The organism is Nostoc sp. CALU 546 (genome assembly GCF_048836525.1).
The window spans coordinates 23,930-42,215 of the sequence record NZ_JAWJTF010000086.1; the positions used below are offsets into that span (position 1 = coordinate 23,930).

Annotated in this window: 13 protein-coding genes; 3 read left to right on the top strand and 10 right to left on the bottom strand. The window is 39.3% G+C overall.

Annotation, left to right across the window (positions count from 1 at the left end; all coding sequences use genetic code 11):
* Positions 1–101 precede the first annotated feature (101 nt).
* From RRG12_RS31055 to RRG12_RS31070, 4 genes are all read right to left on the bottom strand, one after another.
* Entirely contained in the window at positions 102–272 is a 171-nt protein-coding gene (locus RRG12_RS31055; RefSeq protein ID WP_176726978.1) for a hypothetical protein, read from the bottom strand.
* A 76-nt stretch (positions 273–348) separates the two neighbouring features.
* Complete coding sequence (locus tag RRG12_RS31060) at positions 349–2,013, bottom strand: ATP-binding protein (protein WP_420761856.1); 1,665 nt, start codon at positions 2,011–2,013, stop codon at positions 349–351.
* A gap of 5 nt (positions 2,014–2,018) precedes the next feature.
* The gene (locus RRG12_RS31065) at positions 2,019–2,384 is read right to left on the bottom strand and encodes a hypothetical protein (protein WP_420761857.1); all 366 of its coding nucleotides are present in this window, start codon (positions 2,382–2,384) and stop codon (positions 2,019–2,021) included.
* 188 nt (positions 2,385–2,572) lie between these two features.
* Positions 2,573–4,132 carry an ABC transporter substrate-binding protein gene (locus RRG12_RS31070; RefSeq protein WP_420761858.1) on the bottom strand — a complete coding sequence of 520 codons (1,560 nt, stop codon included), beginning with the start codon at positions 4,130–4,132 and terminating at the stop codon, positions 2,573–2,575.
* Between the two features lie 498 nt (positions 4,133–4,630).
* On the opposite strand from RRG12_RS31070, the gene RRG12_RS31075 reads away from it, so the two are divergent.
* The 3 genes from RRG12_RS31075 to RRG12_RS31085 are packed head-to-tail and all read left to right on the top strand — an operon-like array spanning position 4,631 to position 7,397.
* On the top strand, positions 4,631–5,716 hold the full coding sequence (locus RRG12_RS31075; RefSeq protein WP_420761859.1) for an ABC transporter substrate-binding protein: 1,086 nt from the start codon (positions 4,631–4,633) through the stop codon (positions 5,714–5,716).
* Positions 5,717–5,744: 28 nt separating this feature from the next.
* Positions 5,745–6,638, top strand: a complete 894-nt coding sequence (locus RRG12_RS31080) for an ABC transporter permease (RefSeq protein ID WP_420761866.1) — start codon at positions 5,745–5,747, stop codon at positions 6,636–6,638.
* Between the two features lie 54 nt (positions 6,639–6,692).
* Positions 6,693–7,397: a Uma2 family endonuclease gene (locus tag RRG12_RS31085; protein WP_420761860.1), complete on the top strand. Its 705-nt coding sequence runs from the start codon at positions 6,693–6,695 to the stop codon at positions 7,395–7,397.
* Between the two features lie 128 nt (positions 7,398–7,525).
* On the opposite strand, the gene RRG12_RS31090 is transcribed toward RRG12_RS31085, so the two are convergent.
* From RRG12_RS31090 to RRG12_RS31115, 6 genes are all read right to left on the bottom strand, one after another.
* A complete protein-coding gene (locus RRG12_RS31090) occupies positions 7,526–11,155 on the bottom strand; it encodes a response regulator (RefSeq protein WP_420761861.1) in 3,630 nt (1,209 codons plus the stop codon).
* 10 nt (positions 11,156–11,165) lie between these two features.
* Positions 11,166–11,525 (bottom strand): four helix bundle protein, encoded by a 360-nt coding sequence (locus RRG12_RS31095; protein ID WP_420761862.1) that lies wholly within the window; start codon positions 11,523–11,525, stop codon positions 11,166–11,168.
* Positions 11,526–11,556: 31 nt separating this feature from the next.
* Positions 11,557–14,865, bottom strand: a complete 3,309-nt coding sequence (locus RRG12_RS31100; RefSeq protein ID WP_420761863.1) for a GAF domain-containing protein — start codon at positions 14,863–14,865, stop codon at positions 11,557–11,559.
* A 126-nt stretch (positions 14,866–14,991) separates the two neighbouring features.
* Complete coding sequence (locus RRG12_RS31105; RefSeq protein WP_420761864.1) at positions 14,992–15,465, bottom strand: chemotaxis protein CheW; 474 nt, start codon at positions 15,463–15,465, stop codon at positions 14,992–14,994.
* A 125-nt stretch (positions 15,466–15,590) separates the two neighbouring features.
* Entirely contained in the window at positions 15,591–15,953 is a 363-nt protein-coding gene (locus RRG12_RS31110) for a response regulator transcription factor (protein WP_069069929.1), read from the bottom strand.
* Positions 15,954–16,452: 499 nt separating this feature from the next.
* Positions 16,453–17,652 (bottom strand): response regulator, encoded by a 1,200-nt coding sequence (locus tag RRG12_RS31115; RefSeq protein ID WP_420761865.1) that lies wholly within the window; start codon positions 17,650–17,652, stop codon positions 16,453–16,455.
* Between the last annotated feature and the right edge of the window lie 634 nt (positions 17,653–18,286).

Consider the following 18,286-nt stretch of genomic DNA (forward strand, 5'->3'; position numbering starts at 1 on the left):
TGTTTGAAAAGTCCTCTTGTCAGTATAAAAAATTTTATATCCCCCTAAATCCCCCTTAAAAAGGGGGACTTTGATTCCGATTCCCTTCTTTTTAAGGGGATCTAAAAGTGCCGAAAGTCACAGCGAAAAACTTGTTCATTCAACCTCTGATCATCTGTTTTTTCCAAAGTTTTTAGCTGTTGCTCGATCGCCATCAAGCGTCCCTGCAACGCCAATGTGTGCAATTTCGACAAAACCTCATCGGTCGGGGGAATGATCTCATCTGGGGTCAATACTTGTCGGGTTTTGGGGAAAAGGGTAAGGGGAAAGGGGAAAGAAAAAACCTTTAACCTTTACCCTAATGGAATTTTACTCATAAATCCATTGCAGACTCAGGTATTTTTCCAACAACTTCAGCAGTGCTGGGGCTTCTACAGGCTTGGGTAAAAAAGCATCGGCTCCGGCTGTGATACTCTCATTTTGGTTACTTTCAAATACACTAGCTGAAGAAGCGATCGCTGGAATATTCTTCAACTCAGGAATCTGTCGCAACTGTCGCAGCATCTCGTAGCCATCCATTTCTGGCATCATCAAGTCTGTAATAATTAGGTCAGGATGAATCTCTTTGGCCTTGTCCAATCCTTCTCTACCGTTGCTGACGGCAGTCACTACAAAACCTAAAGGTTTGAGTAAATTGACCAAAACTGACCGATTCTCCCAACGGTCATCGATTACCAGCACTTGGCGCTTGCTGCCTTGAAATCCTGTAATCTTCTCTTGCTTAGTTGTTCGCAGACTTGCTGCCCATTCTTTAGCTTCGGCAAGTTCGACCTCAAACCAGAAGGTGCTACCTTTTCCCAACTGGCTTTCCACATTTAGGGTGCTATGCATCAGAGAAACGATTTGCTGACTAATTGCTAGTCCTAGTCCAGTACCTTCTCCTTGTTTCTTCACATCACCCACTTGTTCAAAGGGTTGGAAGATTTTCGTGAGTCCAGATGGCGATATCCCCACCCCTGTATCTTCGACCTGAAAGCGAATTTGATAGGTTCCAGTTTCCAGTTTTTGAGTTTTAACGCGAAACGTCACCCCGCCTTCGTCAGTAAACTTAATGGCATTGCCTAATAAGTTAATCAACACTTGGCGTAGCCGTTTTTCATCGACTGTAATGCCAATGGGTAAATTAGAATCAGGTTGATAGGTGAAAGGAATTCCTTTTTGACCAGCACGCACGCGCATCATCTCCGCAACGCCTTCCAGAAGTGCCGGTAAATAGACATCGCTGGGGTACAATTCCAGCTTATGGGCTTCGATTTTAGCAAGGTCAAGGACATCATTAATTAGATTCAGCAAATGATTGCCGCACTGATAGATGATATCTACACCTTTTTTAGCTCGTTCTGTTAATGGTTCACTGTTTTGGAGAATTTGGGCATAGCCTAGGATGCCATTAAGCGGTGTTCGCAGTTCATGGCTCATGTTAGCCAGAAACTCACTCTTGGCAAGGTTAGCAGTATCGGCTTTTTCTTTGGCCTCTGCTAGTTGTAGCGTTCGTTCTTCTACTTTTTGTTCTAAAGTGGCAAAGGAGGTTTGCAACTGTTTAGCCATGCTATTAAAAGATGCGGAGAGTTCTCCAAGCTCATCGGTGCGTAGGCGTAGCCCGTCGTAGACATCGCTCGGTAGAGTTGCATCCCAATTTCCCCTTTCTAATTGCTTGGCGGCGCTATTGAGTTGTAAAATTGGTAGCACGACAAGCGATCGCGATAGCCAACGCACTAAAACTACAGTCAGCAACAATACACCCAAAAAAGTTACCAAAGCAAATGCGGCTACTGAATATTCCTGGCGCAACACAGAACTTGCATCCAGTTCAACCACCAAGAATCCATTCACACGACCCTGGAGATTGGTAATTGGGGCATAGCCGTAAAGAATAGTTTCGCCATTTGCAGTTTGGTGAAATTCCGGCTCAACGAAGGGTGTATTTCTAGCAACGGCTGCATACAAATTATCTAATGACTTGGTGTAATCCATGCCAATCAATACAGTTTTGCCTTGATCGGCAGGGTGTAGTTTAAGACATAGACAAATTTTTTATTTGGTTGCTGGCGTACCGTATAAATACGCTTAATATCTGGACTGGTTGCTTGAATGGCTACAAGTCTATCTTGATTAATTTTATAAAAGGCGGAAGTGCGATCGCTACGCGAGAGAACCAATCCGTGATAATCGCTATCGATTTGGGGAACTGCCAGACTGACGATCGCCAAAAGACGATTACGAATTGCCTGCCGTTGACTAGAGTAAAACTGCCAGTACATCCCCGAAGCTATTGTCCCAGCCATCACTGCGATTAGCACTGAATAGGAAGCAATAATTTTGGTGCTGAGGTTCCAATTTCGCACTTGCGTGCCTCCTGTTACAGTCTCAAGCTACTGATATTGCCTGTGTATTACAAGTCATAAATGATTTCGATATCATTATCATTATGAGAGTTTTGTTGCTCATTTTGAACTGTATTGCCTTATTGCCCCCTTTTATTGAAAGCGACGGGAAACTCCATCCCGCAAGTGGCGTAGAGTTTTTCATTCTGTCATAGCCCGATGCTGGCGCGGTAAGCGGCGCGTTGAGAATCACGCCCGACTGTGTTAGTAATCTGCTCCCATCCCTGTTCAATCTGCTGCATGGTTGTCTCTGTGGTGAGTTTGTTTGCTAAAAAATTAGATACAGCGGCATCGAGGACTTCAAATTGATATTGCTGATTATGGGGAATGCTCAAATTCAAAACGATGTTGGGGCTGTTCAAGCTGACCCCAATCGCTGCCAGATAGTTGTTAGCAGCTTTAGACGACAGCCCTGCTTTTATCCAGGGATCTGAGTTTTGAAATTGAGAAATTCGATAGGGATTGAAGCCCGTTGTGCCGATAGTCACATCTATACTGGACTGAGCAGGTTGACTGATATATGAGAGAAACGAGTATGCGGCATCCTGTACCCTTGATGCTGCCTTAGTATGAATCACACCAGTCCAACCAACATTAGCTGCATAAGGCGCGTGATTGACGCCACCAATGGAGTATGGACAGGTAAATTTATTGCAGGCGACCAATTTGTTGGTCTTGCGATCGAGGACTTGAGTAGTACCTGGAGTGATGACAGCACCGACTTTATCCATCACTTTAGACACAGACAAATCTATAGCTAGAGGCCCGACATCGCCCCAATCAATGGTCATAGCACACCTGCCAGTGATAAATAATTCTCTAGCTTTAGAACCACCCAGATTTTGATCTTGGGGAATTCCATAGTCCATAGTTTGTTTGTAAATATCCAGTGCTTTGGCAAAAGCTGGATTGTTGACCAAAGGTTTCATCGTATCTGGGTCAAAAAATGCTCCTTGTGCTGTTCCCTGAGATTGCAAAAAAGGAGTGGCAATGGAAATCAACATACTTGTGCTATTTTCATTAGCACGCTTTGAAATACAAGAGCCATAGTCTGGTTTACCGTCGCCATTTAGGTCTTTGCCATGAAACCGTTTAGCGATCGCCAAATACTCATCCCATGTTGCTGGAGGCGTTAAACCAGCTTCCTTTAACAGATCGGTACGGTAATAAACCATGTGAAAATCGCCATCCAAGGGAATGCTATAAATCCGCCCTTTATAAGTCGCACTCACATTCCGAAAGATCGGAGCAATATCTGACCACTGCAAACCAGTATCAGTATTGACTCGTGCAGTTAAATCTTCCAAATAGCCAGCATTGATAAAGTCAATCAGCCATTGAGGTAAGATCACTGCCATATCGTACTTTGAATTGTTACCAGACCAGTTCTTTTGTAATGTGGTGTAGAGATTTTTAAAGGGAATACCCGTTAGATTGATCTTCGCTCCAGTCATCGATTCAAACTCAGCAATATGTCGCTTAGTTCCCGTATAAATTGCTTCATCATGGGTAATGACATTAACCGTCACACCGTCAAAGCGTTCTACTGTTGGCTTGATCTGGGTGGGACTAAGAGATGAAGTTGTTTGAGAATTGGATGGGGAGAAACTGCAACCTGGAACCCCTAAAGTCAACCAGAGGGCAGCCAGGAAAATCAGATAATATCGAATTCCCTGAAACTGCAAGCGAAAGTTTTGCCAATTAGACATTTGTATGAGTCCTCCTTACAGTTTCCTTACAGTTATGAATCCAAAACTCCTGTCACAGTTTTAACTGGTAAGGTAATGACAAACCCTGTTCTTTTTGCTACTACAGAAGTGCAGTTCAGCTGACAACCCTGGGTTCCCCTGATAGTTTGACGATCGCTCACCTTGTTAATTCTTATAGCTCAAGCTTGTTTAAATAGATTAAAAATCTTTCCTCAAACTAGCTGATAGCCGTAACTTATTAACAGTTGCACAGGTAGATACACTTAAGTTAATGTTTAAACTGGCTATGAGCACTCTAATTAAAGGCATATAGGAATCCGCTTTGATTTCTGAACGAATTTGCGTAGACAGGCAATAGGCAACAGGCAATAGGCAACAGGCAACAGGCAACAGGAAAGAAGGCTTCTTAGTTGTACTGAGTTTTTTCAGAAATCAAATATGAGTCCTATATCTAAAATCAATCGACAACAACACAGAAGATGATTAACTATTAACTTAATGACTAACAGACGCCAATTTTTAAAAGGGGTGGCATCACTTTCTAGCTTATCTTTAGCTGGTTGTGGCTGGAGGCTGGCTGAAGTACGTGCTAATCCTAATACGAATGGTCAGCGTGACCAACTTTATATCTTTACCTGGACCCAATATACTGACAACCAATTACTGAAAAATTTTAGCACCCAAACTGGTATAAAAGTGCTGGCGGATGTATATGATTCCAATGATGTCATGCTAGCTAAATTCCAAGCTGGAGGCGGTGGCACTTATAGCATCATCAACCCATCTGATTATATGGTGCAAAAGATGGTAGACAAAGGTTTACTAACAGAAATAAATCACGATCGCTTAATCGGTCTAGAGAATTTATTTCCCCGGTTCCAGAATCCTAGTTATGACCCTAATAACCGCTACAGTATCCCTTTTAACTGGGGAACAACAGGTTTACTTTACAATTCCGAAAAAATAAACAATCCACCACAAGACTGGGATTACCTTTGGCAAAATCAAGAGCAACTTAATCAGCGGATGACCTTGCTCAATGATGTTCGAGAGGTGATGGGTGCGACGTTAAGAATGCTAGGTTATTCTTACAACTCAAAAAATGAACAAGAAATCAAACAAGCTTATGAAAAGTTGAAGGAACTAAAACCTGCGATCGCACGTTTTGACACCGACGCTTGGCAAAATCAAATTCTGGCAGGAGATTTACTATTAGCAATGTGTTATTCAGCAGATGCAGTGAAAATCTCTCAAGAAAACCCTAAACTCAAATATGTGGTTCCTCGCAGTGGTTCTTCATTATGGACAGACACTATTGTGATTCCCAAAACAGCCCCCAACCAAGATGGAGCTTATGCTTGGATTAACATGATTTTGCAACCAGAAATAGCAGCCCAAATCACTCAACGTCTGAATATTTCTACACCTAATAGCGCTGGATTTGAACAATTGCCAAAAATAATCCAAAACAATTTTAATTTGTTTCCGCCAGAGTCACTTTTACAAAATTGTGAACGTGTTACTCCTGTAGGAGATTTTGAAGAAGTTTATGATCGTTATTGGACTCAATTAACTAGCAGTTAAAACAGTTAGTAACTAGGAGTTAGGAGTGATTAATTTGGAAAAAAATGAGATTTCTAAAATAGAAGAATTGCAGCACCCCATTAGAAATTGGCTCCAACCCTTAGTATTGCTTGCACCATCTGGCATTTGGTTATTGCTTTTGTTGGTGTTGCCAACTTTGATAATTTTCGAGTTAAGTTTAGTTGCAGACATCCGACCGGGAGATTTGGTCAATCCCAACGGATTCAAAAACTACATCCGAATATTTGACTCTCTTTATGTGCAAGTAATTGGGCGATCGCTATTTTTTGCCTTTGGTACCACAATAATTTGTTTAATTTTGGGCTTCCCAGTCGCTTATTGGATTGCTCAGATAGCACCGCAGCGTTGGCGAAATTTGCTGTTATTAAGCTTTGTCTTGCCTTTGTGGACTTCCTCTTTACTTCGCTCCTATGCTTGGATTACAATTCTTCGTCCTACTGGTTTATTAAATAGTTTACTCAGCAATTTAGGCTTGCCTACTTTGCAATTACTTAATCAGAGTCAAGCTGTATTGATTGGGATGAGTTACAGCTTGTTACCCTACATGGTTTTGATTTTATATGCTTCTCTCGAAAAGTTAGACAAGCAGTTGCTAGAAGCCGCAGCTGATTTAGGTGCAAATCCTGTAGAAACTTTTTTCCAAGTAACCGTACCGCAAATTTTGCCGGGAATTGCAGCTGCTTCCATGCTTGTATTCATCACAGGCTTGGGGGATTTTGTTGATCCAGAATTACTCGGTGGTGCTTCTAGTATGACGGCGGCGCGGTTAGTTTATAACCAGTTTCTTGGAGCAACGCAAAATTGGGGATTTGGTTCAGCCTTAAGTATGACGTTAATTTTGCTTGTTAGTATTGCGATCGCATTTTTAATTAAGTTTGGTGAAGCTACACCCAAACGTTAAACTTTTGTTCGCTCATTTATAATAAAGGCATTAAACGCCAGCGAGACAACGGTTATGCTCTCACCTGATCTCAAAAATGCGTTACCAACTACTGATGAACTTCCCTGTTCAGACGATACACCAGTGGATAACGAAGATCAAAACTTTTTGCCCAATATTTTACTCTTTTTACTTAACTCCATTTGGGCAAATCGCATGGATTGGTACTTCGGAGTAGATATGGGACTGTATCACACCACAGGAGTAAATCCTAGAGTACCTGTAGTCCCAGATGCTTTTTTAAGTCTGGGAGTAGAACGGAAAAAGGGTGGTAAATCACGCAAAAGTTACGCGGTTTGGGAAGAAAATGGGATAGTTCCAATATTCACATTAGAAATGGTATCTCATACCCCAGGCGGTGAATATGACGAGAAGCTAGATATCTACAGAAAACTCGGTGTATTGTACTACGTAATTTATAACCCTGAATTTTGGCGACGCGACCAACATCAACCCTTTGAAGTGTATAAGTTGATAGATGGAAACTACCAACTACAAATAGGTGAACCTTATTTGATGCCAGAGGTGGGTTTAGGTATAGGACGAAACCAAGCTGTAATTGCTGGGATACAACAGGAGTTTTTATGTTGGTATGACGAGCAAGGAAATCGCTATTTGACAGATGCAGAACAGGTAGAACAGGAGCGGCAAAAGACTGAACAGTTAGCGCAGTATTTACGTTCTCTAGGTGTAGATCCAAATAATCTACCTGGTAATTAAGGCGATCGCGTCCCAAGGATTGAGACACCACATAACTACACCATGCTTCTTTCACCAGTGTGGTATCACTGAACTTAAACTCTCACAGATAACTTACCGATAGCACTCAACTAAAATTCAGATTAATTTTAATGATTTGTCACCATGAGCAAATGATTTAAATCATCTGTATTGCTATTAATTAAACTTTTAATTGTAGACAAAAATTCATGCTCTAAATAAGGCTTAGTTAAGTAAGCTTTTGCACCCAATTCTTGGGCAAGCTGGCGGTGTTTTTCAGCGCTACGAGAAGTGAGAATCACTACAGGTATTTTGCTTAAATTGGGGTATTGACGGAAATTACTCAACAACTCGAAACCATTCATTCGTGGCATCTCTAAATCGGAGACAACAACTTGAATTTCTGGATGTAAGTGCAACTTCTCTAGAGCTTCTACACCATTTTGAGCTTGTATTACTTGATAGCCAGATTTTTGCAGAGTGAGAGAAAGAGTTTGGCGGAGACTAATTGCGTCATCTACTACTAAAATAACTTTTGGTGATTTATTTGGCTCTTGAGAATAACTGGGTTTGCTTTCTATAATTGTTGTGGAAGTAGATGCAGCAAGTAATGGTGTAGATGAAATAGTCTGCCCCGATATCGGCAAGGCTTTTTTATTTGAGGAAGAAGCTGAAGCTACTGGTAGCGCTCTGATATCAAGTGTTGTCTGTTGGATCTCGCTAGACTTTACCAGCAGTGAAGCATCAATCACTAAGATGAGATTACCATTGGCTAAACTACTACAACCATAAATATATTTTGGCGGTGCGATCGCATTTCCTAAAGGTCTAATTACCAGTTCTTGTTCACCAATTATTTGGTCAACTTCTAAAGCAATTTTTCCCTGATTTCGTCGTAGTAAAAGCACCGGATTCTTCGTTAAACTTGGATCTTGAGTATTTGATGTGTTGTATGAAGTAGCACTATTAAAGAATGAACCATTATAATCAATCAACTTTGAAAGCTGACGAAGGCTGACCATAGTCTCATCATTGTCTGTGTGCAAATGCAAGACTTTATTCCCTTCAATTTCTTTAATTTGTTGATCGGAGGGAATCAATATTTTTTCTACACTGTCCAAAAGGAGAGCATAAACAACACCTTTGGCTTGAACTAGCATTAATTTTTCTGTAGTCATAGAAAAAGGAATTTTGAGTATGAATATTGTTCCTTGATTGGGTAAGGATTGAACTGAAATTGAGCCGTTGAGTGCGTGCATCTGAGTACGCACAATATCTAAACCCATACCGCGCCCAGAAATATCACTCACTTTATTAGCAGTAGAAAACCCAGGCGCAAATATCAAATCTAAAAGTTCAGATTCAGGCAGATTAGAAGCATAAGCTCTAGTTTTTTCTTGAGTTTGTATGGGATAAAGTTCAGCAGCTTTTCTCCGAATTCTGTCTAAATTTAATCCCTGACCATCATCCCGAACCTCAATAACAGTTTGGCTACCCTGATGATAGGCGCAGATTTCGATTAAACCTTGTTCTGGTTTACCAAGCTCTCGACGAAATTGCGGAGCTTCAATACCGTGGTCAAAAGCATTACGCACTAAGTGTAACAAGGGATCGTACAGCTTTTCTGCGATCGCTTTATCTACTAGTACTTCACTACCAATAAGTTTCAATTCTACAAGTTTGGCATGAACATTCCCCAACTTATCTACCATGTGGGGGAAGCGATTCAGGATATTGCCCAAAGGCGACATTCGTGCTTCTACTAAGCTATCTATAATATTAAGAGTTAAATTCTCTTGTTTGTCACTAATTTGAGCAGCTTGGGTCAGCAGCAAGTCAAGAGACTCTGTGGTTTCTTGTAGTTGCAATGTCTCTTCTATTGCTTCATGCAATGTCATCTGAAATTCTGTATATACATCCATTTCTAGAGAGTCAAAATCCACTGCAAAACTTTGCGTTTGTTGTGAGCTTATATTTTGTATTTGTAATGGTAAATCGCGTAATTCATTTAAAGTTATTTGGTGTCTAGTGAGTTGCTGTATTAATTGCTCAATTATTTCTTTGACTTGTTCATCTTGCAATCCACGCCGTTTTTGGTAAATCAGCAATTCTCCTGCTAGATAATTAAGGTGTTGCAGTCTCTCTGTATCTACTCGAATAAATGAAGGTTGGCGAAAGTTTTTAGTTTGAACATACTGTGATTTATCTTCTATTTCTTTGTTGATTTGTGTAGCTAAATCAGGCATGACTTCAATAGCTGTTTCAGAAACATTGATAACTACCTGTTCACTGACAGTTAATGAATCAAGCTTTTCTGAAAAATCATCATCAGTTTGGAAAGTCACGATTTCAGCAGCAATATTTTGACTAGCTTCTTCTCCCCATATTGCTTCTAGGAAGTTATCAGTTGTTTGGGGTGATACAGATATCTCTTTAATAACTAAGAGTGTTTGTAGTCTGGGACTATCAAGCCAATTTTTCTCTTCGCCAGTAACAGGAGGATAATTTTTATATTCTTTTGCTAATTTATAAATTTGGTTTTGTAGAATTTTAATTACTGAGAGATAGGTATCAGATGATTTAAGAGAATATTGAAATTTTGCAACTGCAAATAGAATGATTAAGATCATACCACGTCTATAAATATAAAGACTTGGACTATCTTCTTCATCTTGAACAAAATCAAGAAACTTTTTCAGCCAGTTTTCGATATACTTAATTAGACTTTTTCTTTCTAATGTGGGAACTAGTAAATTCAAACTTAGTTCTGCTTCCGGTATTTGCATCTGGTGATTGAACCAGCCAAAAATATAGCGAATTACCTTTAAATAAAACTTGGCAGTTTTTGGATTGACCGATTCATTTTTATTGTGCTCAGATGTAGTGATAAACTGGTAAAATTGTTCTTCATGGGTGAAACAACTGCCAGTAGATGAATTATTTTGCAATTCTTCAAATAACTCATGATTTTCCACAATTGTGAGTTTTAGTAAACCTGGAGAAGGTTTTCCACCAGATGTGCGATCGCCATCTAATACTAATTTTTGTGCTTGTTGTAAATCTGCAAGGGCAATTTCTGCAATTTTCTGCACCTGGGTGGGATTTGTTTTCAAAGCCAACAGAATCGTTTGGGAAATTTCTCCTAAACCAGGTAAGTTTAGAGATTCTGCCAATCCGAAAAACACTTCAGATTGAGATTTTAAAAATTCAATTAATTCGGCATCATTTGGTGGATTATTAACAGCATCAGCAATACTGTTTAGACGTTGTTCTACTCCCACTTCAAAAACTGACTGCACAATATCAAATCCCAATTCTTCAGAGGTGGGAATATGAGACTCAGCACCAAAAGCATCACCCAATTTTTCTTGTAACTGTGCAAAGACGGAAGTTGCTCGATGAAGCAATTCTTCATCATTAACAGTACTGCCGATTAGCTCAGTATTTAATGCTATACTCAGGCATTCATAAGCTTGTAACAAAAGTGTTTGTAATTCAGCATCGACTACTACATTTGGATTATAGAGAGCCTTAAATACATCTTCTAAAAAATGGGCTATCATCTTAATTACTTCTAATCCAACATTAGCAGCACCACCTTTAAGTGTATGAGTAGCCCGCATTAAGTTGTGAATTTTGGCAGTGCTATAACCTTCCGATAAGCTAAATAGTTCTTGTTCAATAATTTGGACTAATTCCGGGGCTTCAGCCAGAAAGTAGATGTATCCTTGTTCGCGAATTTCGTTATCTGTAATCATATTTTGGATTTTAAATTTTGGATTTGTTACGTAAAGTTTTAATTGATGCAACTGTCATTGCAATAATTTCGGTGTTTTCTGACATCAAATTGCTAACTTTTTCCAGTGGTAATAAACCAACTTCAACAATAAGTTCCATCCAATAAAGACTTTCATCGGCTTCTTCCTCTACCAAGCTGAGTTTAGCAATGACATCGGCGGTTGACTTACCACGACAAGCTGACCGATAGTTAACTCCCACAGATGTTGCTGAACGGATTAGTTGCTTGCCAATTACATCTGCCGTTCGGCTCTGCGGAAGAGCTTCTACTAAGCGGATTACTCGCAATGCTAGCTGCTTTGTTCTCCGCTTAAAATCCTCCTCATTCATAATCCAAAATCTAAAATCTAAAATCTAAAATTCATTTGACTTTAAACTTGCTAGCAGTTGTTAACAACTCTTGCGCCATTCCTGATAAATCTTGGAACACAGTAGCAATTTCTTGAGATTCAGCAAAGGTTTTATTAGCAATTTCTGCTACATCTTGCATTGATTTAGTTACTGTTACAGATTGCGCCATTTGTTTTTGAGTTGCGGCGGTAATGCGCTCGATTAGCTGACTAATTTCGGCGGTTGCAGAAACGATCGCATTTAAGTTCTGGCGAGTGTCGCTAACAAGATTCGTACCTTCCACTACCTGCTGAATACCAGTTTCCATTGCTACTGCAACTTCCCCGGTTTCTGCTTGAATCTCCTGAACTAATTTTTCTATTTCGATGGTTGCTGCTGCTGATTGGCGAGATAAAGAACGGACTTCATCAGCTACAACTGCAAAGCCTTTGCCATATTCACCTGCACGGGTGGCTTCAATGGCTGCATTCAGAGCCAGTACGTTTGTTTGTGTGGCAAAATTACCAATCAAATTCACCACTTTGGAGATTTTTTGCGAAGATTCGCTGAGGCGTTTAATCTTTTTGCTGGTTTGAGCAACGGTTTCACGAATTCCTTGGATTGCTTTTACAGTCAGGTTCATCGCAGTATCACCAGACTCTACAGTTTGATTGGCTTGTTGCACTGCTAGTTGCACTAACTCTGCGTTCGCCACCACAGCTTGAGTGGAGTCTACCATCTGTTGAATGTCACCTAAAGCTGCGGTAATTTCCTCAGATTGTTGTTGCGCCAGATTGGTTAGTCCAGCCAGTGAAGCGTCGCTATTACTAGAAGTTTGGGCAACTTGTTGAGCAGCCCCCTGTACCTGAATAACGATTTGCCGCAGCGCTTGCAGAGTATTATTGTAAGCATCTGCGATGGTGCCTAGCTCGTCTTCTGTAATTGGTGCGCGTACCGTTAAGTCGCCGTTGAGAGCGGGTCTAAGGGCTGTTAGGAGTTGAATAGATCGTTGTTGTAGTAACTCCTTAGCTGCCTTTTCCCGTGCTGCTGCTTCTGCTAATTTTGCTGACTGCGCTTGTACTTGTTGCAAATACTCGGTATGTTGTAATGCCAGTCCTAACTGGCTACCAATGCGTGATAACAAAGTGACTTCCGATTCTTCCCAATCACGAGTTCCCGAATTTTGATAAGCTGCCAGCAAGCCCCACAATTGTTCCCCAGCAAATACAGGAACAATTACATAAGCTTTGACTTCAAATTGCTCTAAAATTTCAATGTGGCAAGGAGAATGACCTACCTGATAGATGTCATTTACAACAAAGTTTTCACCCTCGACATATCGACCTCCCTGAGTTTCTTGTAAGTGGGTATCTTCCCAGACAGTTTTGATGTCGGGGCCTACCAGTTTTACCCAAAGATGACCTGCTGATTCCGCTACAAATTCCCCACTCCAGTTAGGGTTGAAACGATAGACAGCGACGCGATCGCACCGCAGTAATTGTCTTACTTCTTGAGTGGTGGTTTTGAAGATTTCTTCTACATCTAGAGATTGCCGAATGCGGTTACTGATCTTGGTGACAGCTTTCTCTTGTTCCGCTATCTGAGCTAATTTTTCAGATTTCACCCGGACTAATTCTAAATAATCTATTTGGGATTTAGCTAGGCTAAATTGCAAGCTAGTCTGAACCAAAAAGTTTACTTCCCAGCTTTGCCATTCACGGGAGCTAGAATTTTGATAAGCTGCCAGCAATCCCCACAATTTATCCCCGAAAAATATCGGAACAATCATGTAAGCTTTGGCTTCAAACTGCTCTAAAATCTCAATATGACAAGGAGCTAAACCTACTTCATAGATATTATTAACGATAAAGTTTTCACCTCTGACATACCGACCTCCCTTAGTTTCTTGCAAGTAGGTATCATCCAAAACGGTTTTAATATCAGGGCCTACCAGTTTTGTCCAACCAGTACTCACAGACTCAGCCACAAATTCGCCACCCCAGTCAGGGTTAAAGCGATAGACAGCGACGCGATCGCATTGTAGTGATTGACGCACTTCTTGAGTGGTTGTTTTGAAGACACTCTCTACATCTGAAGATTGTCGGATGCGGTTGACTATCTTAGTGAAAACTTTCTCTTGTTCAACTATTTGAGCTAGTTGATCAGATTTCATCTGCACTTGTTCGAGATATTCCCCTTGTGAGATAGCCACACCAAATTGCAGGCCAATTTGAGTTACAAAAGTTTCTTCCCAAGGTTGCCAATCACGAGGCCCAGAATTTTGGTAAGCTGCTAGCAAACCCCATAATTTTTCTCCAGAAAATATCGGTGCAATGATGTAAGCCTTCATTTCATACTGCTCTAAAATGTCAATGTGACATTGAGCATGGCCCGTTTGATAAATGTCATCGACCACAAAACTTTCACCCTTGGCATAACGTCCTCCTTGAGTTTCTTGTAAGTGGCTATCTTCCCAGACCATGTAAAAATCAGGGCCTACCATTTTTACCCAACCATTACCTACAGACTCAGCGACAAACTCGCCACTCCAGTCAGATTTGAAGCGATAAACACCGACGCGATCGCATTTTAGTAATTGACGTACTTCTTGAGTGGTTGTTTGAAAAAGCTTATCGACATTTGAGACTCGCAGAATTTTGTCGATGACTTTAGCTACCGATTTTTTTGCTAGTATCCGCTGTTGCTGTTCTTTTTGGAATTCAAAGCTCTGCAATTTGTAAGTCAGTTCTGTTGTAATTTGAGATAGTAGACTAATTTCTACTTCTTGCCACTGCCGGATTGAGTAGCAATTATTTACTGACAGTAATCCCCATACTTTACCTTCTACTAAAATCGGCAAACTCAAACTAGCTTTAATTTGAAATTTATCTAGTAGTTGCTTTTGATAAGGTGTAAGTTGTATTTGATTGATATCGTCAATAACTACAGATTCTATATAGTCTTGATTGGTATATAAGCCAAAAATAATTCCGGGAATATTTTCACCTAAAGTTGGTGTCCAACCTAGTGTTCTCGATTCGGCTAAAACATTACCTGATTCACGCGAAGTAAACTGATAAATTAAGGCGCGATCGCAGCCAATCTTTTCTCTAATTTGCGCTACAGTGATTTTGAGTAGTGTATCAAGGTCTGGCGCTTGGCGCATGTGAGTAGCAATGTCTTGCAACTGTCGCCGCCAAGTTTTAAATTCCTGAGCGATCGCATTTAATAAAGTTATTTCATTGCTAGCAATATTCGCTATATTAGCGTTACCATTCTGATTTTCTAATTCAGAGATTAGATGCTCATTTTCCTGGCTACTGTTATACAAGAATGTCATTTGATTAACCTCAAAACTTGTGATGGATAATAATTTGATATGTGACAGCTAAAAATGATTTGGTATTTGGTCATTAAAGATTAAGTATTGTCAAAATCCTCTACCTAATTAACCATTGCCAAATGTTCAATTATGAATCCCCCAGATGGGAGCTTGCATAATAGTTGTGGCATCTAAATTAAAAATCATGTCCTCCGAATCATTAATAAAGTATCCCTGTAAAAAAGGTGATATTTTCGGATAAAATAATTCAGCAGTTGCGGGTTTCATTTCCTTAGTATCCAGCCATTCAATATCTATAAGCTGTCGCACCAATAAGCCCAAATATTTACCCTTGTTTTCCAGAACAATCGCCATCATTCTTGAAAGTAAATTTGATCCTTGCGAAATTGGAGGATAACCTAACATTGCCTCCAAATCCACTAACCAAAGCATTTCACCACGCCAGTTATAAATACCCAAAACGCTACTAGGCATTTGAGGAACGGCACATATTTCAGGTAATGGCACTTGCAAAACCTCTGTGATGTGTTGTAACGAAATTACGGCTGTATCACTTACTCCCAAATTAAAACTTAAAAACTTTTCCTTGGTTTCCAAAGTTATTAATCCTTTGTCCTTGATTATTTATCTTTAGCCACTATTTACAGTTATGGTTTGTTCTTATATAGGTTATACCTGAGAAATAGTAACTTCTAGTGATTATTGATTTATGACATTATTTGCTAATTAAGTAATCGCTTTAAAATTACCACTAGCTCGTCTCGATCAATTGGTTTTGAGAGATAACCATCAGCGCCTAACATATTACCCCAAATTTTATCTACATCACTATTTTTGGTAGAGCAAAAAACTACAGGTATTTTGCTAGTGTTGGGATTGTTTTTCAGTTCTCTGCAAATTTCAAAGCCACTTTTACCCGGTAAAATTACGTCGAGAAATATTAGGTCTGGCTTATTTTTATCTATTTTATCTTGAGCCTCTTCACTGCTAGTAGCGCTCATCACAGAATAACCTGCCTGTTGTAAGTAACGGCTGATTATTTCCATATCTGTTAAGCCATCTTCAACAACTAAAACAGTATTCATGCTAATTACTCGTTAAATTTTTATCAAAATGTAAACAAATTAGATATACAAATCCTAAATGATTTCCTAAACAAGACATGGAAGGGACTAGAGACTAGCCCTAACCCCTTTGCCCTAACCAATATTTCACAAATCAAATAGGACTGTTATAAATACAAAATTTTGTATTTGTCTAATTTTGGTTCAATCTTTATGTATCAACCTCAGAAAAAGTACGTAATCAACATAAATTAATATATATTTGAATCACCAAATAGTTGTATCAAAAAATTCTGGATTTAGGATTGAATATTAAAAATTTAAAAATACCTGAAAGCAAGCGAATTTAAGTGCGATAATCAATCTAAAATCCAAATTTTAAAATAATTAACAGAGCCACTGACTTGATTACTGGGGTAAATCTAAAATAGTTTTGCCTCAATAAGTTATTTTTTACTGAGGTGGAAAAAACTATAAATTTTGCAGAAGGATTCAGAACAAAAATAGCCTCTAATTGTTCCTAATTACAAACCTCTAAATTAGATTTACTATTATCGGTGGATACAGTCGGTGTAGGTAAATATTTACGTACTATACCCATTACCTTATCAGCCACTACAGGTTTGGTAAGAAAATCTGTAGAGCCAACTACTTTGGCACGAACTCTATCTAAAAGACCATCACTGCCCGTTAATATAATTATTGGCGTATTGGAAAAGGTAGATATTCGTCGCAACTGAGTGCAAATTTCGTAACCACTAGCAACTGGCATAATCAAATCTAAGAAAATCAAGTCTGGTTTATCCTGAATGAGAATTGGTAGAGCTTGTACAGCATCTTGAATCTTGACAAACCTCAATCCATTGGAAGTGAGAATATCCTCTAGCATTTTACATACTTGAGGGCTATCATCAACGCAAGCCACTAATGGAGCAATCCGCTTTTTTCCTTGTGTGGTGGTAGAGTTATTGTTGACTTCAGTAATTCCTAAAGGCAAGTCAGGTACTTCTACCAATTCAATAATTCCTTTCAGGATATAGGGAAGCAACGAACGCGTCAGTGGTAATACACTCTGCTTCATTTTCATGGCTAAATCTCGCAGAGTGAACTTGCCATTGATTAAATTCACAAAGTTTTTGTAAACAGATGGACTTACCATCTGCTCAAGTTGCTCTGGTCGCCGCAGAATTGGTGCTAAGTCAGGAGAAAAATTTGCTAAACCAGCTTCTGACCAAATTTTCCATGAGTCTTGCATGTGCTTTACAGACATTTCTGCACTCGTGAAACTCATTGGAGTTTCTAAGATAACTTCTTGGCTGCGATTGCAACTTATAGATGCAAAGTTTCCTTGCAGAGCGAGGTCAAATAATAGTTCTGCTATCGTATTATCGACAATAGTGTTGATTTGATCTCGCTGGATTTTCTGTTTTTTATACAAGATTTCTAGAAGGCGATAATCCCAGTAATCGATTGATAGGTCTTGCAAACGTAACTGCAACTTATCAACATCAATTTGGGGACAATTTTGAGCTATATGCCTGCGCCAGCGTCTAAAGGGATGAGTTCCCCCTGTTGCCCAAACTATTCGTCCCAGCCGATAGTAAAAAGTCCATTGGCTGCCCTTTGAACTCTTAATATTTAATTTGCCATTATATTGTAACTGAGTACAAGTTTTAAATTCATTTACAAGATTATTTGAAATAAGTTCCCGATGGGACATAGTTTGTTCCTTTTGTAAAAAAGCCAACCCTCAAAAAACCCACGCTAGCTATATAGTGGTCAGCAGATATGTGAATAAGTGGAAATACATTTGGTATATAGCAGTCTAAATCAAGATTATTAAAAGCAAGGAAGATGAGAAGATAGCAAAACTATGCTATGAAATAATTTATTTAGCATAGAGTTTTATTGGCAGACTTTAGTTTTCTGCTAATATTTATGACTTAAGGGGGTTGCCATAGTCCTCATCGTGATGTAAGCAGTATTGATATATCATTTTAAGAATTTTCATACTGAATCATATCCGTATAAGTTCTGAATTTTTGTTTAAAAAAGATTAGCATCCTCTAGAGAGTTCTACTTTCATTATTGAGATTGACAATAAATATTAAAAATAGTTATTTAAGTTTACTATTCTTAATTATCCATAGCTAATATAGCCGTAGCCACATAGGTTAGGACATTTTAAAAACCCCAAGGCTAGGAATAGTAATACTTTTACCTCCTGCTATATCAGGTTTTATAGGGAATATTTTCTAAAAAAAGGCGTGCTACTAAGAGAAGTAGCACAGTTAAAACATAAAATTCAGAGAAGAAAGCCCATGGATAAATCTCGAGACTTGGATGGGATTGGT